We start from the raw sequence: 19,216 nt of genomic DNA on the forward strand, positions 1-19,216 counted from the left end.
GCGGCCCCGCGGACAGGATGAGGCGTCAGCACTCTGTCGTTCGGGAGAAGCCAGATGAACCGGCCACTGCGCCACATAGCCGTCTTCTGCGGGGTCCTCACGCTCGCGCTGCTGCTGCGCGCGACCTGGGTCCAGTTCGCCGAGAACGACGAGCTGTCGAACCACAAGAACAACCGCCGCGTGCAGATCGAGGCCTTCTCCCACCCGCGCGGCGACATCATCGTCGGCGGCAAGTCCATCACCGGCTCGAAGGAGACACCGGGCTCCGACTTCAAGTACAAGCGGGTCTTCAAGGAAGGCCCGATGTACGCGCCGATCACGGGCTACTTCTCGCAGGCCCAGGGCAGCACCTTCCTGGAGGGCGTCCACAACAGCATCCTCAGCGGCAATGACGACCGGCTCTTCATCAAGCGCACCCTGGACATGCTGACCGGCAAGAAGCAGCAGGGCGGCGACGTCGTCACGACCATCGACCCCAAGGCGCAGAAGGCCGCCTACCAGGGCCTCGTGGACCTCGACGCCAAGGGCGCGGTGGTCGCGCTCGACCCCCGCACCGGGAAGATCCTCGCTCTGGCGAGCACTCCTTCGTACGACCCCTCGGTCTTCGCCGGCATCTCGGAGGCCGAGGGCAAGAAGTTCGCCGAGCTCGGCAAGCGCAAGGACAAGCCGCTGAACAACCGGGCGCTGCGCGAGATCTACCCGCCCGGCTCCACCTTCAAGATCCTCACCGCGGCCGCCGCCCTCGAACACGGCGTGGTGACCGACGTGAACGAGCCGACCGGCGCCAGGGCCCCGTACAAGCTGCCGCTCAGCTCGACCATGATCGGCAACGACGTGCCCAACTCCCAGTGCGACAAGGTCTCGATGAAGACCGGCATGCAGTGGTCCTGCAACAACGTCTTCCTCGACGTCGCGCTCAAGGTCGGCAAGGACAGGATGCGCGAGACCGCGGAGAAGTTCGGCTTCAACGAAGAGCAGTTCGTCCCCGTGCGCGCCGTCGCCAGCAGCTACCCCAAGGACCTCGACAAGCCGCAGACCGCGCTGACCGGCATGGGCCAGGGCAGCCTGACCAGCACCCCGCTGCAGATGGCGATGGTCACCGCGGGCATCGCCAACGACGGCAAGGTCATGAAGCCCTACATGGTCGAGGAGCTGCGCGGCCCCGACCTCTCGACGATCGAGAAGGCCTCCCCCGACACCCTGAACCAGGCGGTCTCCGGGAAGACCGCGCAGACGGTGCAGGACATGATGGAGAACACCGTCGAGAACGGCACCGCGAACAAGGCGCGGATCGACGGCGTCACCGTCGGCGGCAAGACGGGCACCGCGCAGCACGGCGCGAACGTCAACGACGAGCGCCCGTACGCCTGGTTCGTCTCCTACGCCAAGAACAAGGACGGCTCCTCGCCCGTCGCGGTCGCCGTCTTCGTCGACCCCTCCGACATGAACATCGCCCGCGAGGAGATCGCGGGCGGCAAGCTGGGGGCGCCGATCGCGAAGGCGGTCATGGAGGCGGTCATAGAGCGCTGAGCGCCCCGTAGGGGCGCGGGGAACGGCGCGGCCAGCCCCCACCGGCCCGCAGGTTCAGAACCGCACTACCAGCGGAGCGCTCAGTCACCGGCCCACGGCAACGGCTGGCTGTGCAGCACATCAAGGCGTGACACCGCCCGGGTCAGCACCACGTACAACCGGTTGAGCCCGCGCAGCTCCCCCTCCGCGATCGCCGCGGGTTCGACGGCGACGACATGGTCGTACTCCAGGCCCTTGGCGACGGAGGCGGGCAGCACCGTCACGCGCGCGCCCGGCTCGTCGGGGTCCGCGGCCTCGATGCCCGCGTCGGCCAGTGCGGCACGCAGCTCCCCGACATGGCCGTCGGCAGCAATGACCCCGACGGACCCCTCCCTGCGGAGCGCGCCCCGCACGGCGTCGACGGCGGCGGCCACCACGTCCGGCACCTCCCGCACCGCCAACTCCCCGTCCGCGCGCAGCGACCGGGCGGGCGGCACCGCCACGTCGAGCTGCCCGAGCAGCCGGTTGGCGAGCCCCACGACCGCCCGCGGCACCCGGAACCCGGTGGTCAGCGGGGTCACGGAGGCATCCGGCTTGCCCAGGTGCGCCAGGAGTTCGGGCCAGCTGCGGGCGGCCCACGGCGTCGTGCCCTGCGCGAGATCACCGAGCACGGTCAGCGAACCGAAGTCCGCGCGCCGTGCGATCACCCGGCACTCCATGGGCGAGAGATCCTGCGCCTCGTCGACGACGATGTGCCCGTATCCGGCGGGCCGTTCGAGCAGCCCCTCGATCTCATCCATCAGCACGAGATCGGCGTCGGACCACTTCGCCGACTTGTACGAGCGGGGCGCCCTGTCCCACAGGATCGCGGCCTGCTCCCCCGCGCTCAGCACCCCGTCGGCCGCGGCGGCGAGCGCGGCACCGTCCGAGAGCAGCCCGGCGAGCAGCTCGTCCGCCCGGACCCTCGGCCAGCTCGCGTCCACGAAGGCGCTCACGGAACGGGCCCGCGACACCTTCTGCACCCAGGTGTTGTTCCTGACCCCCGAACGCCGCTCGGCCTGCTCCTGGACGGCCCGCACGGCCCGCGTCCGCACCCGCTCGCGCCCGATGGCGTACGGCGGTTCCTCGGCCCGCACCCCTTCGACGATGCGCTCCAGGACATCCAGCGGAAGCCGCCACCGGTACGACCCCTCGGGCACCGCGACCGGTTCGACGGGCGCCACCACGCGCGCGTACAGCGCGCGCCGCAGCACCTCCGCCATCCGCACGTCGTGCTTGACGACGGCCGCGGCCCCGGTGTCCTCGGCCCGCACCGGATGCCGCCCGATCTCGTCCCGCACGGTGGACTGCCGCACCCCGGTCTCACCGAGCGAGGGCAGCACCTCGGCGATGTAGCGCAGGAAGGTGCGGTTGGGGCCGAGGACGAGCAGCCCGGCACGCTGCACGCGCTGCGGGTACGTGTAGAGCAGATACGCGGCCCGGTGCAGGCCGACGGCGGTCTTGCCGGTGCCCGGCGCGCCCTGCACACAGACGGAGGCGGCGAGTTCACCGCGTACGAGATCGTCCTGCTCGGGCTGGATGGTGGCGGCGATGTCCCGCATCGGGCCCACTCGCGGCCGCTCGATCTCCCCGGCGAGGATGCGGCTCCCGGCGCTGTCCACGCCGGAGGTGAGGTGCTCGTCCTCCAGTCCTGTCAGATCGGCGGAATCCCCTTTGCTGCCGGGCGCCCAGCCGAACCGGCGGCGCACCGCGACGCCCTGCGGATCGCGGGCCCCCGCCTGGTAGAAGGCGCGGGACACGGGCGCCCGCCAGTCGACGACCAGGGGCGGGGCCGAGGGATGCTCGGTGATGCGCAGACGGCCGATGTGGTACCGCTGCGCGCGGTGGTCACCGGCCTCGTCCCCCGCGGGCCCGTCCCCGGCGAAGTCGAGCCGTCCGAAGAACAGCGGCGCCTCGGGAAGCTCCCGCATGGCCTTGGCCCGGCTCCTGAACTGATAGCCGAGCACCTCCGCGTCGGCGCCGGAGGCGGAGACGTCCGCTCCGACGACGACCTGTTCCTGGGCGCCTTCGACCATGGCGGCGAGGGCGGCGCGGCAGGCGTCGTGATAGCTGCGTTCCTGGGCGAGGTCTTCGGGCGTCGTCGTCATACGACCGAGAATAATGTAACCGAGTTAAATTTGTAACCAGGTTTCACCCGCGGGGTACACTTCCCCCATGACCAGCAGCGGCGGCAAGACGAAGCAGACCGGGACCACCGGCGGCCTGCGCGAACGCAAGAAGCAGCAGACGTACGAGACGGTCTCCGAGTTGGCGATCGCCCTCTTCCTGGAGAAGGGCTTCGAGAAGGTCTCCGTCGCCGAGGTGGCGGCCGCGGCGGACATCTCCAAGCCGACCCTCTTCCGCTACTTCGCGACCAAAGAGGACCTCGTACTGCACCGCTTCGCCGACCACGAGGACGAGCCGGCCCGCGTCGTCACCGCCCGCGCCGCCGGGCACTCCGCCCTGGACGCCCTGGAACACCACTTCCTCGACGGCCTGACCCGCCGCGACCCGGTCACCGGCCTCAACGACGCGGACGGCGTCCTGGCCTTCCACCGGCTCCTCTACGGCACCCCCTCCCTGGTCGCCCGCCTGTACGGCTACCAGGACCGCTCCGAACAGGCCCTGGCCGCCGCCCTGTCGAACGCCCACGGCGGCACCCCCCTGGAGGCCCGCATCGCCGCGGCCCAGATCGTCGCCGTCCAGCGGATCCTCGCCGGGGAGAACTGGCGCCGGATCACGGCGGGCGAATCCGCGGCCGAGGCCGCCCCGGACGCGGCGAAGGCGGCGGCCGAGGCATTCACCCAACTCCGGACGGGCCTGCGGCGCTACGCGTGACCCCGCCCCGCGCCCGCCCGTCTCACCAGGCAGCGGCGGGCGGCTCGTCGAGCAGCCGGATCAGCGGCCCCATCGCGCGGACGACCGCCTCGGCCCCCGCGGCCCGCAGCGACTCGACCTTGTCGGCGTCGCGCGCGTACCCGACGAAGCGGACCTTCGCCTCCCGCGCGGCGACGAGGTCGGCCACCGTGTCGCCGATCATCACCGCGTCACCGGGCTCCGCGTCGAGCCCGCGCAGCGCCCGCAGCAGCGGATCGGGGTCCGGCTTGAGCCGGTCCGACTCCCGCGTACGCCCATAGATGTGCGGCCCGAACGCGTCGGTCAGGCCGTGCCGGTGGAGGTAGGAGGCCACGGCGCGCGGGGAGTTGTTGGTGACGACGGCGATCCGGCAGCCCCGCGCCCACAGCTCACGGATGAACCGGTGGGCGCCCCGGGTGGCCGGGGCCCGCTGCGCGGCAAGGACCTCGCCGTCCGTCAGGAGCGCCTCGAGCGCCGCCACCTCGTCGCTGCCCGGCTGCCGCCGCGCGGCCTCCCGCAGCACGTCGTAGAGGTCCGTGGACCGCTGCTCCACGGCGCCGATCATGTCGTGGACGCCACGCGCGCGGGCCCGCTCCCAGAGCTCGTCGTCATCGGGCCGCGACGCACCCCCCGGAAACAGCCGGCAGATGGGCCCGTCGAAGTCGAACAGCACACAGCTTCCGGCAGGGTCGGCCAACATCCGCTGCACTTCGGCGAGTTCGCCGACCTCGGACTCCCCGTCCACCGGGTCGGGCATCCGTTCGCCCGGCCCCCCGTACGTCTCGTCCTCCACCACTCCCCATTCGCCGAAGACCCCGCCGTCCCGGCCGTGCCGCGCGTCGTCCGCCACGCGGCGCGCCTCCTCCTGCGCGCGGCCGTACGGCCCGTCGTACCAGTCGCGCAACGCCCGTTCCGCGCGACCCTCGTCGGGTACTTCCTTCAGCTTCAGGGGTTCGGCCGCGCGCCGCAACGCCCGGCAGACGCGCCATGCCGCGTGGGCGAACTCCTCGCCGGCCGGTTCTTCGGGCAGCGCGAGCAGGTCGAGGGCCGCCCGCATGACGTCGGGGAAGACCGACTGGGCGTACTCGAACTCCACATAGACGGGCAGGTCGTCGGCCATGCCCTCCGTCATGTCGGCGTGGCCCGCGCGCTCCATCTCCTCGGCCCAGAACTGCCGCATCCGGGCCTCCTCGTCCTTCTCGTAGTCCATGCGTACGAGATGGGTGGCGAGGTCGTGCAACGCGTCGCCGTACATCGCCAACTCCCAGTCGATCACCGCGAGTTGCTTGCGGTCGACGACGACGTTGGCCCGGTGGACGTCGGTGTGCAGCAGGCAGAAGGGCCGCGGGGTGAGCGGCGGGCGGCCCGGGTCGTCCCTGAAGGCCGTCATGGCGTCGGCACGGATGCCCACCGCCTCGAAGAGGTCGCCGAAGCGCCATCGGTTCGGGCGGTGCACCCGGTCCTCGGTGAAGCCGATCAGCCAGTCGAGGAACCGCTGGCTCTGCCCCGGCTCGGGCCAGCCCGCGGGCCTGGGCGGCAGCTCCTCCTCCGGCACCGCGGCCGTCCTGGCGAAGAACTCGGCGAAGGACCGCAGCAGCGGATCGCCGACGGGCCCGACGGGCACCAGCTCGGAGAGCACCCGCCCCGCACGGTAGGAGTGCAGCGACCAGTCGCCGAAGTCCCGGAAGCAGCGCGGGACTTCCTTGAGGTGGCGGCTCACCGCCGCGAGCAGTTCGGTCTCGCTGGGCCAGATGCGCGGCACCACCTCCACCGCGTCGCGCGGCATCCGGCACTTGACCCGGGCCCGGAACGGCATCGTGCGCAGCAGCAGGGCGAGGCTCCAGCCGAGCGGCACGACGTAGTTGATGTTGTGGTACCCGGCCACGACCTCACGGTCGGGGCGGTCCCTGTGCGCGTCGGCGAGGCGTCTGATCAGCGACTCGCGGCGACCGCTCTTCGGCGCCTCGTGGGGGGATCGAGGCGGAGGTGACGGCATGAGGGCAGAGGGTAGCCCGTGCACGGAACCGTTTATGCCAGTTGCCGCATTGTGGACAGCGGCGCGGCGTTTGCTGGCTCAGCCTGCTCCTTTACGGGGCCTTCGTGTCGCCCACGGCGTATACAACCCTGAGGAGCGGCTCCAGGGAGGAGACGAGATGCGCGGCACCGGCCGCGCGCAGCCGCCGTGCTTTGCGTTCGTTACGCGCGTAGCCGAGGAAGCGCACTCCGGCCTGCCGCGCGGCCACGTAGTCGGAGGGCGCGTCGCCGATCATCAGGGTGCTCTTCGGGTCGGCGCCCATGGCGCTCAGGGCGCGCAGGACGCAGTGCGGGTCGGGCTTGAGCAGACGGAGGTCCTGGGTGCGGCCGTAGATGTGCGGGGTGAAGCACTCCGCGATGCCGCGCGAGGTGAGGTAACGGGCCACCGCACGCGGGGAGTTGTTCGTGGTGATGGCGAGCCGGGCGCCGACGGCCGTCCAGGTGCGGATCAGCGGGTCGACGTACGCGGTCGGCCAGGCGGACGCCACGGCGTTCACCTCCTGCTGGGTGAGGCGCTCCTCCAGTTCGGCGACCAGATCGCTGCCAGGGCGGCGGCGGTCGACGGCGCGCAGCACGATGTAGGGGTCGGGCTCCTCGTCGAGTCCGCCGGTGAGCAGGCCGCGCAGGCCCCGCTCCGCCAGCCACTGGACCTGGTCCTCCGCGACCGTCTTCGCCGCGTGCCCGGCGAAGAGGTCACAGATGGGGCCGTCGAAGTCGAACAGCACGAAGCGGACAGAATCGATCAGAGACCGAAGGTTCTCGGTCTCTTCATCGACTGCCTTGGACCTTGCCGCGTCAGACTGCGTCGAATCAGAAGTCACCTAAGAGAGTGTCAGGTCCATGGTGATGGTTTCCCAGAGTGCGTCGAACCACTTCTGCGACTCGTCGACGAACATGGTGTCGCGCGAGGCCGCCTCCCCCTTCCGCGCGAAGGAGAAGAGCGGCACCTTGATGCCGCCCGCGTCGTACTTGAACGACCCACGGCTCGGTCCGCCGTCCTCCAGATCCACGGTCTGCCGCTCCAGCGTGTAGTACGCGAACAGCGCCTCGGCCCCGTTCAGCAGATACAGCTTGATCGGCGTCGTGAACGGCAGGGCACGGAAGGCGACATGGACGTCGATGCCGTGCGACTGCCGCAGGGCACGGAGGTTGTGGCGGAGCACCTGCCCCTGCGTGTTGCGCTGGTTGAGCCAGTGCTCGTGGAGCCGCTCCCGGCCCTCCGCGTCCCCCTCCACCGGCACCGGGAACGCCAGATCGATCTCGCTGCTCGGCAGCAGGACCCGCAGATGGATGGATTCGGGACTGAGCTCTCCCGCGTGGATGAGCTTCAGCGGCTCCCCGATGGCGACCATCAGGGTCTGCGCGGTGTACGACACCACGTCGATCCGCACATGGGGCTTCGTGAACGCCTCGGTGAGGCGCGGCGTGAGCGCGACCATCGAGGGCTGCGGCCCCTCGCTCACGGTCGTCTCCGTGACCGCCGCCGCCACCCGCGGCGGGCTTCCCTTGCTGACGTTGGAGAGCAGGCCTTCGCCCTGCAGTGCCTTCATCGCCTGGCGTACGGTGCCGCGTTCGACGCCGAACTCCTCGGCCAGTTCGGCCTGGGTCGGCAGGCGGTCTCCCGCTTTGAGTTCGCCCGCCCGGATGCGGTCGCGGAGGGTGTCGGCGATGTCCTGGGGTGAGAGTTTTCTGCTGCCGTTCACTGCCACGTTCTCCTCGGTCACGACCAGACGATACAACTGACCGCCATCTCTGGGCAGTTGAAGGGAAGTTGTTTATAGGGTCCGACCAAGTGGGGACAACTCAAGCAGAGTTGGTTGCCAACTGACTCAAGATGGCAAAAGGAGGAACCACCATGCCCGTCATAGCCCTCCTCGCAGCCGTGGTCGCCGTCTCCGTCGAACAGCTCGTCCAGTGGAAGTACGGCCCGATGGGCATCATCGGTCTCCTTTTGCTGACCGTCGGCGTCAAGGCGAAGAACCCCACGTGCAGTTCCATCGGTGCCGTAGTCCTCGCCCTGATGATGACAGGACCCGCGATCTGACCAAGCCGGCGGCCGGGGCGTTCGATGTCCGACCTAGCCCGCCGCCAGCTCCAGGTCCTGACTGATCGTATTCCAGAGGGCGTTGAACCACAGATGGGACTGTTCGACGAACGTCGTGTCCCGCAGCCCGTCCCCCTGCTTGAACGGGAAGAGCATCGACTGTGTGCCCTGCGCGTCGTACATCTCCAGGGACTCCTGGCCGATCTCCTCGTCCCGCTTGGTGAGCGTGTAGTAGGCGAAGAGCGCCTCCGCGCCGTTGATCAGGTACAGCTTCACGGGCGGCGTGAACGGCAGCGCCCGGAACTGCACGGACACATCGATCCCGTGCGAGGTGCGCAGCGCGAGGAGGTTGTGCCGCAGGACCTGCCCCTGCGCGTTGCGCTGGTCGAGCCAGCGCCGGTGCACCTGGCCCTCCTCGTCGTCCCCGCCGTCGACCGGCGCCGGGAAGGCGAGGTCGATGTCGCGGCTCGGCAGGAGCACCCGGACGTCGACCTTGGCCGGTTTCCGCTGTCCGGCGTGGATCTGCCGCAGCGGTTCGCCGATCGCCATGGTGAGGGAGATGGAGGTGAGGCAGAGCGCGTCTATCTCCACGTGCGGCGCCTCGAAGGCGGCGGCGATGCGCGGGGCGAGCCCGACCATCGTGGGCTGCGGCCGCACCGCGCCGGGGCCCGCGAGCGTGCGCTCGGACACCTCGGCGACCGTGGCGGGGCTGCCCTTGGACACATTGGCGAGGAGATGCTCGCGGTGCAGGATGCGCAGCGCCTCCCGCACGGCGCCGCGCTCCACACCGAACTCGTCGGCCAGTTCGGCCTGCGTGGGCATGCGTTGTCCCGGCCGCAGCGAACCGGACCTGATCCGGTCGCGCAGCACGTCGGCCACTTCGCGGTGGGACCTCTGGGGCCTCTTCCGCCCATTGACTGAGGCATGTTCCGGGTTCACAACCAAACGGTACAACTTCGCGCCATCTTTGGGGAGTTGCAGGGAAGGTGGTTATGAGTCGTCCCTCAGCGGAGATAAGTCAGTTGAAGTTGGTAGCCAACTTTGGCGACATGGTCCGACCCCTCCGGGGTTGGCCACCAGCCATCGCCCACCGACGCGAAGCACCCGCGGAGGCAGGCCAGTTGGTCACCGGCTGAACGGGGTCCGTCACCCCGATCCCGAAGGAGGGAACGTCATGCCGCTCATCGCCATCGTCGTCGCCGCCCTCGCCATCGGATTCGAGCAGCTCATCCAGTGGAAGTACGGACCGCTCGGCATCGTCGCCTTCGTCCTGCTCACCGTGGGCATCAAGGCCAAGAACACCAAGCTCAGCGGGGTCGGGGCAGCGCTCCTCGTCCTGCTGCTCGCCCAGTCGGGCTGACCAGGTCGGGCTGACCGGGCTCCCATCCGGAGGGGAGCCGGGAGTCCGGTCAGTCATCAGGAAGTCTGAGCCCCGGTACGCGGATGGCCGGGGCTCAGACGCCCCCCGGAGGGTGTCCGGGCCTGGGAACCCCGGACACCCCCGGGCACTCGCCGGAGTGCCCCGGACCATCACCGGCACCCCCGGCACTCGTCAGAACAAGTCGGGACACCAGGGCCGCCTCGGCGTACGGAACAGCGCGTCCGCCAGGGCCGCGGCGCCCGCCCGCCCCTCCGTGATCCGCCCCAGCTCCGCGAGCCGCACCGCGGACGCGTCCCCGAGCCACAGCTCCGCCAACTCCGCCACGTCGAGGGTGAGTTCGGCGGACGCGCCGGTCGGCACGCAGGCCGCGCCGTCCGGCGTCGCGTCGAGCCGGTAGCGCCCGCCGGCGAGCCCCGCCCCGTCCGCGATCTCCAGGACGAGGGAGCCGGGCACCGCGTACGTACGCGCCTCAAGGGCCCGTACGACATCCAGGATCCGCACCCAGAGCCAGTCCGCGTGCCGGGTGACGCGGGCGGCGCGCGGGTCGGGGAGCAGCTGCGGAAGCAGGTCGTCCGGGGGCAGCCAGCCGGTCTCGACGGTGATGACCTTGTCGATCGCGCAGACGTAGTGCCACAGGGCGCGCTCGGCGGCGGGCGTGACGGCGGTCATCGAGAGCACCGTCGCGGTGTTCTGCGGCAGCCGGGAGCCGTCCCACTCGTCGTTCGTGGTGCGGTACGCGACCAGTCCGTCGACGCGGCCCGACGGGTCGCGGTAGAGGGCGTAGAAGGGCTCCTGCCAAGGGAATTCGCGGGTGGCCTGCTGCCCGGTGTTGCGCAGCCACCAGTCCTCGTCGCGGTTGATCACGCCGTGCCGGACCGCGCGCAGCCGCTCGTGCAGCTCGGGTCCCACCTTGCGCACGTCGTCGCCGTCGACGAGGTCGATCCTGGCGCCGGGCTCGTCGGGCCCCGACCAGCGCGGGTCGAGCCCCGAGCGGAGCACGTCGACGGACCAGTCGGTGACCCAGGTCGCGGGCCCGAAGCCGTACCGGCCGTAGATCGGGTACTCGGCGGAGACCAGCGTGGCGACGACGTCACCGCGCTCCTTCGCCGCGGCGAGGTCGACGGCCATCATCCGGTTGAGGATGCCGCGGCGGCGGTGCGTGGGCGCCACCGTCACTCCCGACACCGCGTTGGCCGCGACGGGCGCGCCGCCCACCGCGGTGACCTCCTGGCCGAAGGACCGGAAGGTGCCGACGACGCGGCCGCCGTCGAACGCGCCCCAGGTCCGGGTGGGCGGGCGGCGGCCGCGGAGGTTGGCCACGGCCTCGTCCGACATCGCGGCGAAGGACTGCAGGAACCCGGCCTGCACGGCCCTGAGCCAGGCGGGCAACTCGGCGTCGGCGACGGCTCGTACGTCAACATCACTCATGGGCCCACGCTAGGGCGGGCCCATGACGCCCCGCACTCGGGTTTCCCGCCCGCCCGCCCCGCGACCACCGCGCGCCTGCCTCACGACAACAGGTCGTCGACCTGCGCCTCCCCCTCCCGGTACCGCCGGGCGATCTCCGCGCTGCAGTCGTCGGTGGTCCGCTGGAGCAACTGCCGCCGCCGGGACACCTGCTGCTCGTACCGCACGAGGCGGCCCATGGCCGTGTGCAGCTCGTCGTCGGTGCGTGCCGCCAGGTCGGAGAGCTCGACCTCGGCGAGCATCTCGGTGGCGAGCAGGCGGTACTCCTCGCTGTGCGGGGTGCCGAGCGTGACGTGCCTGGCCGATGAGCGGTGCCGGGCCGGGGCGTCCGTGAGGATCTCCGGGAGCCGGTCGACGACCGGCGCCTCGGGCTCCGGCGCCAGCGGATCCCTGCGGCGCGCGATCTCGGCCCGCAGGATGTCGATCCTGCCCTGCAGCAGCCGCCGCACATAGCTCAGGTCGGCCTCGTCCTGCTGCGCCGCCCTGCGCAGCTCGCGAAGCTCCGGGAGGCGCAGCGCCGCCAGGTCGTGCTCGGGCACGTCGGGCAGCTGCGGGCTGCCCGTGCGCTGCGCGGGCGGCCGCGGAAGCGGCGTGCGCAGCAGCGAGATACGACCGGGCGACTGCCCGGTGCTTGGTGTGCTCATGTGGCTCTACCCGTCCCCTCGACCGGCCGACGCGGTACACCGCGTGTGAGCATCGTGCCACCCCGAGTGGCCGCTATGTGAATGAGTGCCCGGAATCGGCCCCGGATGGGGGGATCGGAGGCATGTGCCGGGCGCCGTGCACGGCACGGCATGATGGCGGCATGCGAGCAGTGGTGCAGAGGGTCGACGGCGCGAGCGTCGTCGTGGAAAGCGAGAGGGCGGACCGCAGGTCCTCGGCTGAGGGTGGTGGAGGGAGACGGGCGGGAGAGACGGTCGGCGAGATCAGCGGCGAGGGCCTGTGCGTCCTGGTGGGCGTCACGCATGACGACACCAAGGAGAAGGCGGCCCAACTGGCCCGCAAGCTGTGGTCGTTGCGCATGCTGGCCGACGAGAAGTCGTGCAGCGACATCGACGCGCCGCTCCTGGTCATCAGCCAGTTCACGCTCTACGGAGACGCCCGCAAGGGCCGCCGCCCCACATGGAACGCGGCGGCCCCCGGCGATGTGGCCGAGCCCCTGGTCGACGAGGTGGTCTCCCGGCTGCGCGCCCTCGGGGCGACGGTGGCGACGGGCCGCTTCGGGGCGCAGATGCGGGTGGGCCTGACGAACGACGGACCGTTCACCGTGCTGCTGGAGATGTGACGCGGCGCCGGGCTACGGCTCGACCACGACCTCCTGGGCGGCGGCGGTGTCCCCGGCGATCAGCTCCGCGTCCACCGGCACGTTCCGCTTGATCAGCGCGAGGGCGATCGGGCCCAGCTCGTGGTGGCGTACGGCGGTCGTGATGAAGCCCAGCTTGCGCCCCTCGGCGCCCTCGCTGGCGAGGTGCAGCGGGGTCCCGGCCACCGGCAGGTGCACCTCGCTGCCGTCCAGGTGCAGGAAGACCAGGCGGCGCGGGGGCTTGCCCAGGTTCTGCACGCGGGCGACGGTCTCCTGCCCGCGGTAGCAGCCCTTCTGCAGGTGCACCGCGGTGCCGATCCAGCCCAGTTCGTGCGGGATGGTGCGGTGGTCGGTCTCGAAGCCGAGCCGCGGCCGGTGGGCCTCCACGCGCAGCGCCTCGTAGGCGAGGAGCCCGGCGGCGGGGCCGTTCGCCTCGGCGTACGACTCCAGGTCGGCGCGCGGCAGGAACAGGTCGCGTCCGTGGGCGGTCTCGCGCACGACGACGCCGTCGGGGACCGTGGCGATCGAGCCCGCGGGCAGGTGCACCACCGCGAACTCGGCGGTGCGGTCGGCGACTTCGACGCGGTAGAAGAACTTCATGCTCTCCAGGTACGCGATGAGCGCGTCCTGGGTGCCGGGTTCGACGTGCGCCCAGATGGTCTCGCCGTCGTCGACGAGGTAGAGGGCGTGTTCGATGTGGCCGTTGGCGGAGAGGATCAGCGCCTCGGTGGCCTGTCCCGTCGGCAGCTCGCTGACGTGCTGGGTGAGCAGGAGGTGCAGCCAGCTCAGCCGGTCGGAGCCGGTGACGGTGACCACGCCGCGGTGCGAGAGGTCGACGAAACCGGTGCCGTCGGCGAGGGCGCGCTGCTCGCGGAACAGTTCGCCGTAGTGGGCGGCGACGCCTTCGTCCACGCCCTCGGCGGGAACGGCGCCGGGCAGGGACAGCAGGGGGCTCTTCATGTTCACAAAGACTACGACCAGGCGGGCGCCGGATTTATTTCTGGTCCCGCTTGTCGGCGGGGCCCTGTCCCGCGCAGTCCGCGCACTGCCCGAAGATCGCGAAGTGCTTGAGGTCGGTGTCGAAGCCGAACGTCTCGCGCAGCTTGGCGGTGAAGTCGGCGGCGATCTCCGTGTCGGCCTCGATGACGTTCGTGCAGTCGCGGCAGACCAGGTGGATGTGGTGGTGCCGGTCCGCGAGGTGGTACGTCGGCGCCCCGTGCCCGAGGTGGGCGTGCGAGACGAGCCCCAGCTCCTCCAGGAGCTCCAGGGTGCGGTACACCGTGGAAATGTTGACCCCCGACGCCGTCTTGCGCACTTCGCAGAGGATGTCGTCGGGGGTCGCGTGCTCAAGGGTGTCGACGGCTTCGAGGACAAGCTGTCGTTGCGGGGTCAGCCGGTAGCCGCGCTGCCGCAGATCGCTCTTCCAGTCGGAGTCGGTGCTCCTGGAGTCGGTGCTCGCCACACCTGAGAGTCTAGGTCTACTTGAAGAAGGCGATGCCGTCGTCCGGCAGGTCGCCCAGGTTCCGCGCCATGTCGGCGACCTCCTCGGGCGTGACGACCTTCTTCAGCTGCGCCGACATGTAGGGGCGCAGCGGCACCTCGGGGGTCTGCTTCTCGCCGACCCACATCAGGTCGCCCTTCACATAGCCGTAGAGCCGCTTGCCACCGGTGTAGGGGCCGGAGGCCGCGGTGCGCGCGACGGCGTCCGTGACCAGGTCGATCTGCGGCTTCTGGTCGGCCAGCTCGCCGTACCAGACCTCGACGACGCCGTCGTCGCGGACCATCACGACCTCGACCTTGCGGTCCTTGCCGATGCGCCAGAAGCCGGACTCGGTCTCCAGGGGCTTGACCTTGTTGCCCTCCGAGTCGAGCACCCAGGTGTACGAGCGGTACTCGATGAAGTCCCGGCCGTCATGGGTGAAGGAGACTTCCTGGCCGAAATTCGCCTTCTCGGCGCCGGGGAAGTCGGTGACGCCCGCGCCGGCCCAGTTGCCGAGGAGGAAGGCGAGGGGGACGAGGTCGGGGTTCAGGTCGGAAGGAATCTCGATCATGGGAAGCTCAGGCGATCTGTGGTGGTGGAGGTGGGGGCGGTCAGCGCTGGCCCTGGTACAGCTTCTTCACGGTCAGTCCGGCGAAGGCGAGAACGCCGACGCAGACGAGAACCAGCAGGGCGGAGAAGAAGGCCTCAAGCACGGGGTGCTCCTCGGTGAGCGGTTGGGGCAGGTATCAGAGCCGGTCCCACTGTAGTCGGGCGGCGCCCGTCCCTCTCTGTGAGGGCCCTCGGGACGTACGCTGGATGCATGTACGCGCGAAGGCGCCATCTGTACTTCGCCATGATGGGCACGTGCATCGGCCTGTTCGTCCTGGCCTGGGGCGTCGTGCGGCTCTGGTCGATCCCCGTCGCCGTCGGAATGTGCGTCGTGGCGATGGTGATCCCGCCGCTGGCCGCGATGACGGCGAACCGTCGGGGGCCCGACGACCGCTGGTGGGACGACCCCAGCGGGGATCCGAAGTCGGACGAGTGGTGGGACGAGCTGGACGGCAAGCGTCGTCGTCGGTAGCCCCGCGGACACAGCCGAAGGGCCGCACCCCGTTCCAGTGGCGTCCAACCCCCTGGGGTGCGGCCCTTCAGCCGATCATGGTGCGGTCGGGTGACTCAGACCGCGATCGCGACCTCCGCGAGGCCGCCCGTCTGCGCGACGACCGTGCGGTCCGCGGTGCCGCCGGGGATCAGCGCCCGGACGGTCCACGTGCCCTCGGCGGCGTAGAAGCGGAACTGACCGGTCGCCGAGGTGGGCACCTCGGCGGTGAACTCGCCGGTCGAGTCGAGCAGGCGCACATAACCGGTGACGGGCTCGCCGTCGCGGGTCACCTGGCCCTGGATCGTGGTCTCACCGGGCTTGATCGTCGAAGCGTCGGGGCCGCCGGCCTTTGCTCCACACATGCGTACTCCTAGGGGAAAGAAAGGTCGGTCTTGCTTACTTGTTGGCGCCGAGCTCGATCGGCACGCCGACGAGGGAGCCGTACTCGGTCCACGAGCCGTCGTAGTTCTTGACGTTGGTCTGGCCGAGCAGCTCGTGCAGGACGAACCAGGTCAGGGCCGAACGCTCACCGATGCGGCAGTACGCGATGGTGTCCTTGGCCAGGTCGACCTGCTCGTCCTCGTAGAGGGCCTTGAGCTCGTCGTCCGACTTGAAGGTGCCGTCGTCGTTGGCGTTCTTGGACCACGGGATGTTGCGGGCGGACGGGACGTGGCCCGGGCGCTGCGACTGCTCCTGCGGGAGGTGGGCCGGGGCGAGCAGCTTGCCGCTGAACTCGTCGGGCGAGCGCACGTCGACCAGGTTCTTGGCGCCGATGGCCGCCACGACGTCGTCGCGGAAGGCGCGGATCGAGGTGTCCTGGGCCTTGGCCTTGTAGTCGGTGGCGGGCCGGTTCGGGACCTGCGCGCCGTCGACCAGGTCGCGGGAGTCGAGCTCCCACTTCTTGCGGCCGCCGTCGAGGAGCTTCACGTCCTGGTGGCCGTAGAGCTTGAAGTACCAGAAGGCGTACGAGGCGAACCAGTTGTTGTTGCCGCCGTAGAGGACGACGGTGGTGTCGTTGGCGATGCCCTTCGCCGACAGGAGCTTCTCGAAGCCCTCCTGGTCGATGAAGTCGCGGCGGACCGGGTCCTGCAGGTCCTTGGTCCAGTCGATGCGGATCGCGTTCTTGATGTGGTTCTTGTCGTACGCCGAGGTGTCCTCGTCGACCTCGACGATGGCGACCTTGGGGTCCTCGATGTGGGCCTCGACCCAGTCGGCGTCTACCAGGACGTCGCTGCGGCTCATGCTTCTCTCCTCCGGGGCAGTTACGGCGGTGCGGCTGTGCTGCGGTGCACGAGGGGGCGGCCGGTACGGGCCGGTGGTGCAGGGAGGCACGGGTGGCGTACGTACGGCGCGGGGAGGCCTGCCGGAAAGGCGTCAACAGGCCTGGGCGGGGGTCCCCCCTGCTCTTTAAGAGCTTGGGGGCGGGGGTCGGGCTCCCGCCGGAAGGGGAACCCTAGAAAGTGCGACAGAGCATGGCGGCGACGCGGCACAGGTCCACTGCCCGCCGCTTCGTGAGGTCCGCCTGTCGTTGCATGCGTCCGATCGTAGGGACGGAGGGGCGGCTGTGTCACCGGTGCTCCGCATGGTGAGACACGATCGTCCACGATGTGGGAATCGTTGAACCCCGAGGCCGCCGGGAAGGGCCCCGGGGTCCGATGTCGTCCCCGTCACATCCGCCCGCCGGACAGCTTCGTCTCGCACTGCGGACGAACCGCCATGGGGGCGGGGGTCAGCCCGCCAGCCGCACGTCCGAGCCCGTCACGGACATCTCCACGCCGTCCGGCGCCGCCTCGACCTTCTCCAGCTTGATCCCGGCCGGCAGGTCCTCGATCTTCTGCTCGAAGTCGGTGACGTTGCGGGCCGTGCCCTCGGGCAGCGGGATGTCCACGCCGAGCACCGAGAGCTTCTTCGGGATCTCGTCCGCGTGGACCTTGATGTTGTCGCCCTCGACGCGGACCGAGCTCAGCACGTACACGGGCTTGGGCAGCTTCACGCCGCCCTTGCTGACCTCGACCTCGACCTTGATCTTGCCGTTGCCGCCGTCGGAGAGGCCGACGACCTTGCCGGTGGCGCCGAGCGGCAGCTCGACCGGCTCGGACTTGCTGGCCTTCAGGAGCTCGTCGTACGAGACGCGCGCGGTGCCCGAGGCCGTCGCGGCGGTCGCCGAGCTGTAGTCGCCGGAGAACTTCACGCCCTTCATGTGGGCCTTCAGATCGTCGATGCGGATGGAGTCCGAACCGGACCTGGCGTCGTAGTCCTTGATCCCGACCTCCACGTCGTCCAGCTCACCGCCCACGACCTGGGTCAGAAAGGGGAAACCCTTGATGGAAACGTCGGGCGTCTGGCTGAGGCCCTCGCTGGTACGCATCTTGTCCGCCGCCTCGCCCTCGGCGAAGTTCACGGCGATCCGGTCGGCCGCCACGAAGAGACCCCCCAGGATCACGACGACGATCAGAAGTATTCGTACGGCGCGCTTGCTCATGTCCGGTGTTCCCCCACCTTGTCCCCCGCGTCAACAGTCGTTTCCGCGAGCCTAAAGGACAGGTCCCCGGCCGAAGGGCTCGGCCGGGGACCTGTCGATCAGCTGTGACGATCAGCCGATGGCACGGCCGAGCAGATACACGGCAGGGGCGGCCGCGGCGAGCGGCAGCGCGACGCCCGCCGTCATGTGCACGAACCGCGACGGGTAGTCGTAGCTCGCGACGCGGTGCCCGATCAGCGCGCAGACCCCGGCGCCGAGCGCCAGCAGCGCGCCCTTGCTGCCCAGGTCCGTCATGCCGCCGACGGCGACCCCCGCCCCGGCGGCCGCGAGCAGCGCGACGACGACGGAGGCGGTGGTGGGCAGCGGCAGCGCGCGGGCCAGGATCGCGACGGCGACGGCGATGCTCCCCACGGTCACGGCGTCGGACGCGGCCGCGAGATGCCCGGTGGCGATGATCGCGAGCGCGGCGGACGCGAGGGTGGCCATCAGCCCGTACATCCGCTCGTCGGCACCCGCGTGGCTGCGCAGCTGCAGCACGAGCACCAGCAGCACCCACACCCCGAGCGTGCCGAGGATCGCGGCGGGCGCGTTCTCCTTGCCGACGCCCAGCAGCGCGGCATCGGCGACGACACCGCCGAGGAAGGCCAGCGCGATGCCCTGCCGGGCGGGCCACATGCCATTGAGCCGGAACCACCCGGCGGCGGTCACGGCCTGCAGGATCACCAACGGCACGAGCAGCGCGTACGACCCGACGGCCGCGCCGCCCGCGAGCAGCAGCCCGAGCAGCGCGGTCAGCGCGGCGGGCTGCATCCCGGGCTCGATGATGGGCGACCGCCCCTCGGCCCGGGCCCGCTGGGCATCAGTTATCCGCGGATTGCCGGTGGTGGTGGCGGGCCCGTAGGAGGTGTCGGCCGCCGCGGGCTGCCCGTCGCCGGGTCCCGGGGCGGGCGGCACCGGGTCGTACGACGCGTCCGTCTGCGGGGGCAGATAAGCGGTCTCGGTCATGTCCACCGCGGCGGCGGGCGGCGGCTGCATCTGCGTCTCCCAGGTCTGCCCCTGCCACTGCTGGGTGTACTGCTGGGGCTCCGCGTAGTACTGCTGCGGCTCCGGGTACGGCTGTGCGTACTGCTGCTGCTGAGGATCCACGTAGTACTGCTGCTGCGGGGGCTGCTGCTGCTCCGGGTACGGGTACGGGTACTGCTGCTGATACGGGTCGTACCCCTCGTACCCCTCGTACGGCTGATTGGACATGGCGCTCATCCTCCTGCGAACGGCGGGAGCACCTCGACCGTGCCGCCCTCGGCCAGCCGTACGGTCTCATGACCGCGGGTCCCGACGGGATCGCCGTCGATCAGGAACGAACAGCGCTGCAGGACCCGGACCAGCTCCCCGGGGTGCCGCTCACGCGCGGCGTCCAGCGCCTCGGCGAGCGTCGCCGCGGCGTACGGCTCCTCCGCGACGCCCGCGGCCGCCTTGGCAGCGGCCCAGTAACGAATGGTGCCGTTCACCATGCGACGCT

At 70.6% G+C, this 19,216-nt stretch carries 22 protein-coding genes; 6 read left to right on the forward strand and 16 right to left on the reverse strand.

Annotated features, from left to right (window positions below):
* The first annotated feature begins 54 nt into the window (after window positions 1–54).
* Window positions 55–1,530, forward strand: a complete 1,476-nt coding sequence (locus ACFWZ2_RS18585; protein ID WP_384546878.1) for a peptidoglycan D,D-transpeptidase FtsI family protein — start codon at window positions 55–57, stop codon at window positions 1,528–1,530.
* Between the two features lie 80 nt (window positions 1,531–1,610).
* Here the strand turns inward: ACFWZ2_RS18585 and ACFWZ2_RS18590 are convergent, their stop codons facing one another.
* Window positions 1,611–3,656 carry a HelD family protein gene (locus tag ACFWZ2_RS18590; protein ID WP_384546880.1) on the reverse strand — a complete coding sequence of 682 codons (2,046 nt, stop codon included), beginning with the start codon at window positions 3,654–3,656 and terminating at the stop codon, window positions 1,611–1,613.
* Window positions 3,657–3,723: 67 nt separating this feature from the next.
* On the opposite strand from ACFWZ2_RS18590, the gene ACFWZ2_RS18595 reads away from it, so the two are divergent.
* On the forward strand, window positions 3,724–4,386 hold the full coding sequence (locus tag ACFWZ2_RS18595) for a TetR/AcrR family transcriptional regulator (protein WP_384546882.1): 663 nt from the start codon (window positions 3,724–3,726) through the stop codon (window positions 4,384–4,386).
* A 22-nt stretch (window positions 4,387–4,408) separates the two neighbouring features.
* Here the strand turns inward: ACFWZ2_RS18595 and ACFWZ2_RS18600 are convergent, their stop codons facing one another.
* The 3 genes from ACFWZ2_RS18600 to ACFWZ2_RS18610 all read right to left on the reverse strand — a co-directional run bounded on the left by ACFWZ2_RS18600 (window position 4,409) and on the right by ACFWZ2_RS18610 (window position 8,168).
* Window positions 4,409–6,400: an HAD family hydrolase gene (locus tag ACFWZ2_RS18600; protein WP_384546884.1), complete on the reverse strand. Its 1,992-nt coding sequence runs from the start codon at window positions 6,398–6,400 to the stop codon at window positions 4,409–4,411.
* Between the two features lie 91 nt (window positions 6,401–6,491).
* Window positions 6,492–7,163, reverse strand: coding sequence for an HAD family hydrolase (locus tag ACFWZ2_RS18605; protein ID WP_384546886.1), 672 nt, complete (start codon window positions 7,161–7,163; stop codon window positions 6,492–6,494).
* Between the two features lie 96 nt (window positions 7,164–7,259).
* Window positions 7,260–8,168 (reverse strand): winged helix-turn-helix domain-containing protein, encoded by a 909-nt coding sequence (locus ACFWZ2_RS18610; RefSeq protein ID WP_384547054.1) that lies wholly within the window; start codon window positions 8,166–8,168, stop codon window positions 7,260–7,262.
* 125 nt (window positions 8,169–8,293) lie between these two features.
* Here ACFWZ2_RS18610 and ACFWZ2_RS18615 point away from each other — a divergent pair, with 125 nt between their 5' ends.
* The gene (locus ACFWZ2_RS18615) at window positions 8,294–8,482 is read left to right on the forward strand and encodes a hypothetical protein (RefSeq protein WP_384546888.1); all 189 of its coding nucleotides are present in this window, start codon (window positions 8,294–8,296) and stop codon (window positions 8,480–8,482) included.
* A gap of 33 nt (window positions 8,483–8,515) precedes the next feature.
* Here ACFWZ2_RS18615 and ACFWZ2_RS18620 read toward each other — a convergent pair whose 3' ends face one another.
* Window positions 8,516–9,427 carry a FadR/GntR family transcriptional regulator gene (locus ACFWZ2_RS18620; RefSeq protein ID WP_384547056.1) on the reverse strand — a complete coding sequence of 304 codons (912 nt, stop codon included), beginning with the start codon at window positions 9,425–9,427 and terminating at the stop codon, window positions 8,516–8,518.
* 229 nt (window positions 9,428–9,656) lie between these two features.
* Here ACFWZ2_RS18620 and ACFWZ2_RS18625 point away from each other — a divergent pair, with 229 nt between their 5' ends.
* The gene (locus ACFWZ2_RS18625; protein ID WP_384546890.1) at window positions 9,657–9,842 is read left to right on the forward strand and encodes a hypothetical protein; all 186 of its coding nucleotides are present in this window, start codon (window positions 9,657–9,659) and stop codon (window positions 9,840–9,842) included.
* A 192-nt stretch (window positions 9,843–10,034) separates the two neighbouring features.
* Here ACFWZ2_RS18625 and ACFWZ2_RS18630 read toward each other — a convergent pair whose 3' ends face one another.
* Entirely contained in the window at window positions 10,035–11,291 is a 1,257-nt protein-coding gene (locus ACFWZ2_RS18630) for a GNAT family N-acetyltransferase (RefSeq protein WP_384546892.1), read from the reverse strand.
* 80 nt (window positions 11,292–11,371) lie between these two features.
* A complete protein-coding gene (locus ACFWZ2_RS18635; RefSeq protein WP_384546894.1) occupies window positions 11,372–11,974 on the reverse strand; it encodes an ABC transporter substrate-binding protein in 603 nt (200 codons plus the stop codon).
* Between the two features lie 161 nt (window positions 11,975–12,135).
* Between ACFWZ2_RS18635 and dtd the strand changes: the two genes are divergently transcribed.
* A complete protein-coding gene (dtd, locus tag ACFWZ2_RS18640; RefSeq protein WP_384546896.1) occupies window positions 12,136–12,615 on the forward strand; it encodes a D-aminoacyl-tRNA deacylase in 480 nt (159 codons plus the stop codon).
* A 12-nt stretch (window positions 12,616–12,627) separates the two neighbouring features.
* On the opposite strand, the gene ACFWZ2_RS18645 is transcribed toward dtd, so the two are convergent.
* From ACFWZ2_RS18645 to ACFWZ2_RS18655, 3 genes are read right to left on the reverse strand one after another with little or no spacing between them, the layout of a single operon-like run.
* Entirely contained in the window at window positions 12,628–13,593 is a 966-nt protein-coding gene (locus ACFWZ2_RS18645; RefSeq protein WP_384546898.1) for a YgfZ/GcvT domain-containing protein, read from the reverse strand.
* A gap of 34 nt (window positions 13,594–13,627) precedes the next feature.
* On the reverse strand, window positions 13,628–14,095 hold the full coding sequence (locus ACFWZ2_RS18650) for a Fur family transcriptional regulator (protein ID WP_384546900.1): 468 nt from the start codon (window positions 14,093–14,095) through the stop codon (window positions 13,628–13,630).
* A gap of 16 nt (window positions 14,096–14,111) precedes the next feature.
* Window positions 14,112–14,684 (reverse strand): FABP family protein, encoded by a 573-nt coding sequence (locus ACFWZ2_RS18655; protein ID WP_384546901.1) that lies wholly within the window; start codon window positions 14,682–14,684, stop codon window positions 14,112–14,114.
* A gap of 249 nt (window positions 14,685–14,933) precedes the next feature.
* On the opposite strand from ACFWZ2_RS18655, the gene ACFWZ2_RS18660 reads away from it, so the two are divergent.
* Window positions 14,934–15,194 carry a DUF3099 domain-containing protein gene (locus ACFWZ2_RS18660; RefSeq protein WP_384546903.1) on the forward strand — a complete coding sequence of 87 codons (261 nt, stop codon included), beginning with the start codon at window positions 14,934–14,936 and terminating at the stop codon, window positions 15,192–15,194.
* A 95-nt stretch (window positions 15,195–15,289) separates the two neighbouring features.
* Here ACFWZ2_RS18660 and ACFWZ2_RS18665 read toward each other — a convergent pair whose 3' ends face one another.
* The 6 genes from ACFWZ2_RS18665 to ACFWZ2_RS18690 all read right to left on the reverse strand — a co-directional run bounded on the left by ACFWZ2_RS18665 (window position 15,290) and on the right by ACFWZ2_RS18690 (window position 19,208).
* The gene (locus ACFWZ2_RS18665; protein ID WP_030784848.1) at window positions 15,290–15,577 is read right to left on the reverse strand and encodes a DUF1416 domain-containing protein; all 288 of its coding nucleotides are present in this window, start codon (window positions 15,575–15,577) and stop codon (window positions 15,290–15,292) included.
* Window positions 15,578–15,611: 34 nt separating this feature from the next.
* Window positions 15,612–16,457 (reverse strand): sulfurtransferase, encoded by an 846-nt coding sequence (locus ACFWZ2_RS18670; RefSeq protein ID WP_384546906.1) that lies wholly within the window; start codon window positions 16,455–16,457, stop codon window positions 15,612–15,614.
* 211 nt (window positions 16,458–16,668) lie between these two features.
* Window positions 16,669–16,749 carry a putative leader peptide gene (locus tag ACFWZ2_RS18675; protein WP_351007875.1) on the reverse strand — a complete coding sequence of 27 codons (81 nt, stop codon included), beginning with the start codon at window positions 16,747–16,749 and terminating at the stop codon, window positions 16,669–16,671.
* A 195-nt stretch (window positions 16,750–16,944) separates the two neighbouring features.
* On the reverse strand, window positions 16,945–17,697 hold the full coding sequence (locus tag ACFWZ2_RS18680) for a DUF2993 domain-containing protein (RefSeq protein WP_384546907.1): 753 nt from the start codon (window positions 17,695–17,697) through the stop codon (window positions 16,945–16,947).
* 111 nt (window positions 17,698–17,808) lie between these two features.
* Window positions 17,809–18,948: a hypothetical protein gene (locus ACFWZ2_RS18685; protein WP_384546909.1), complete on the reverse strand. Its 1,140-nt coding sequence runs from the start codon at window positions 18,946–18,948 to the stop codon at window positions 17,809–17,811.
* A gap of 5 nt (window positions 18,949–18,953) precedes the next feature.
* Entirely contained in the window at window positions 18,954–19,208 is a 255-nt protein-coding gene (locus ACFWZ2_RS18690) for a MoaD/ThiS family protein (RefSeq protein ID WP_055533908.1), read from the reverse strand.
* Window positions 19,209–19,216: the final 8 nt, after the last annotated feature.

The sequence above is a fragment of the Streptomyces sp. NPDC059002 genome (assembly GCF_042740435.1).
Taxonomy (GTDB): Bacteria; Actinomycetota; Actinomycetes; order Streptomycetales; family Streptomycetaceae; genus Streptomyces.

What these genes read in the sequence shown, in the direction of transcription:
- ACFWZ2_RS18585 (WP_384546878.1), top strand. Translation starts at nt 55, where the DNA reads ATGAACCGGCCACTGCGCCACATAGCCGTCTTCTGCGGGGTCCTCACG.
- ACFWZ2_RS18590 (WP_384546880.1), bottom strand. Translation starts at nt 3,656, where the DNA reads ATGACGACGACGCCCGAAGACCTCGCCCAGGAACGCAGCTATCACGAC.
- ACFWZ2_RS18595 (WP_384546882.1), top strand. Translation starts at nt 3,724, where the DNA reads ATGACCAGCAGCGGCGGCAAGACGAAGCAGACCGGGACCACCGGCGGC.
- ACFWZ2_RS18600 (WP_384546884.1), bottom strand. Translation starts at nt 6,400, where the DNA reads ATGCCGTCACCTCCGCCTCGATCCCCCCACGAGGCGCCGAAGAGCGGT.
- ACFWZ2_RS18615 (WP_384546888.1), top strand. Translation starts at nt 8,294, where the DNA reads ATGCCCGTCATAGCCCTCCTCGCAGCCGTGGTCGCCGTCTCCGTCGAA.
- ACFWZ2_RS18625 (WP_384546890.1), top strand. Translation starts at nt 9,657, where the DNA reads ATGCCGCTCATCGCCATCGTCGTCGCCGCCCTCGCCATCGGATTCGAG.
- ACFWZ2_RS18630 (WP_384546892.1), bottom strand. Translation starts at nt 11,291, where the DNA reads ATGAGTGATGTTGACGTACGAGCCGTCGCCGACGCCGAGTTGCCCGCC.
- ACFWZ2_RS18635 (WP_384546894.1), bottom strand. Translation starts at nt 11,974, where the DNA reads ATGAGCACACCAAGCACCGGGCAGTCGCCCGGTCGTATCTCGCTGCTG.
- dtd (WP_384546896.1), top strand. Translation starts at nt 12,136, where the DNA reads ATGCGAGCAGTGGTGCAGAGGGTCGACGGCGCGAGCGTCGTCGTGGAA.
- ACFWZ2_RS18645 (WP_384546898.1), bottom strand. Translation starts at nt 13,593, where the DNA reads ATGAAGAGCCCCCTGCTGTCCCTGCCCGGCGCCGTTCCCGCCGAGGGC.
- ACFWZ2_RS18655 (WP_384546901.1), bottom strand. Translation starts at nt 14,684, where the DNA reads ATGATCGAGATTCCTTCCGACCTGAACCCCGACCTCGTCCCCCTCGCC.
- ACFWZ2_RS18660 (WP_384546903.1), top strand. Translation starts at nt 14,934, where the DNA reads ATGTACGCGCGAAGGCGCCATCTGTACTTCGCCATGATGGGCACGTGC.
- ACFWZ2_RS18665 (WP_030784848.1), bottom strand. Translation starts at nt 15,577, where the DNA reads ATGTGTGGAGCAAAGGCCGGCGGCCCCGACGCTTCGACGATCAAGCCC.
- ACFWZ2_RS18670 (WP_384546906.1), bottom strand. Translation starts at nt 16,457, where the DNA reads ATGAGCCGCAGCGACGTCCTGGTAGACGCCGACTGGGTCGAGGCCCAC.
- ACFWZ2_RS18675 (WP_351007875.1), bottom strand. Translation starts at nt 16,749, where the DNA reads ATGCAACGACAGGCGGACCTCACGAAGCGGCGGGCAGTGGACCTGTGC.
- ACFWZ2_RS18680 (WP_384546907.1), bottom strand. Translation starts at nt 17,697, where the DNA reads ATGAGCAAGCGCGCCGTACGAATACTTCTGATCGTCGTCGTGATCCTG.
- ACFWZ2_RS18685 (WP_384546909.1), bottom strand. Translation starts at nt 18,948, where the DNA reads ATGTCCAATCAGCCGTACGAGGGGTACGAGGGGTACGACCCGTATCAG.
- ACFWZ2_RS18690 (WP_055533908.1), bottom strand. Translation starts at nt 19,208, where the DNA reads ATGGTGAACGGCACCATTCGTTACTGGGCCGCTGCCAAGGCGGCCGCG.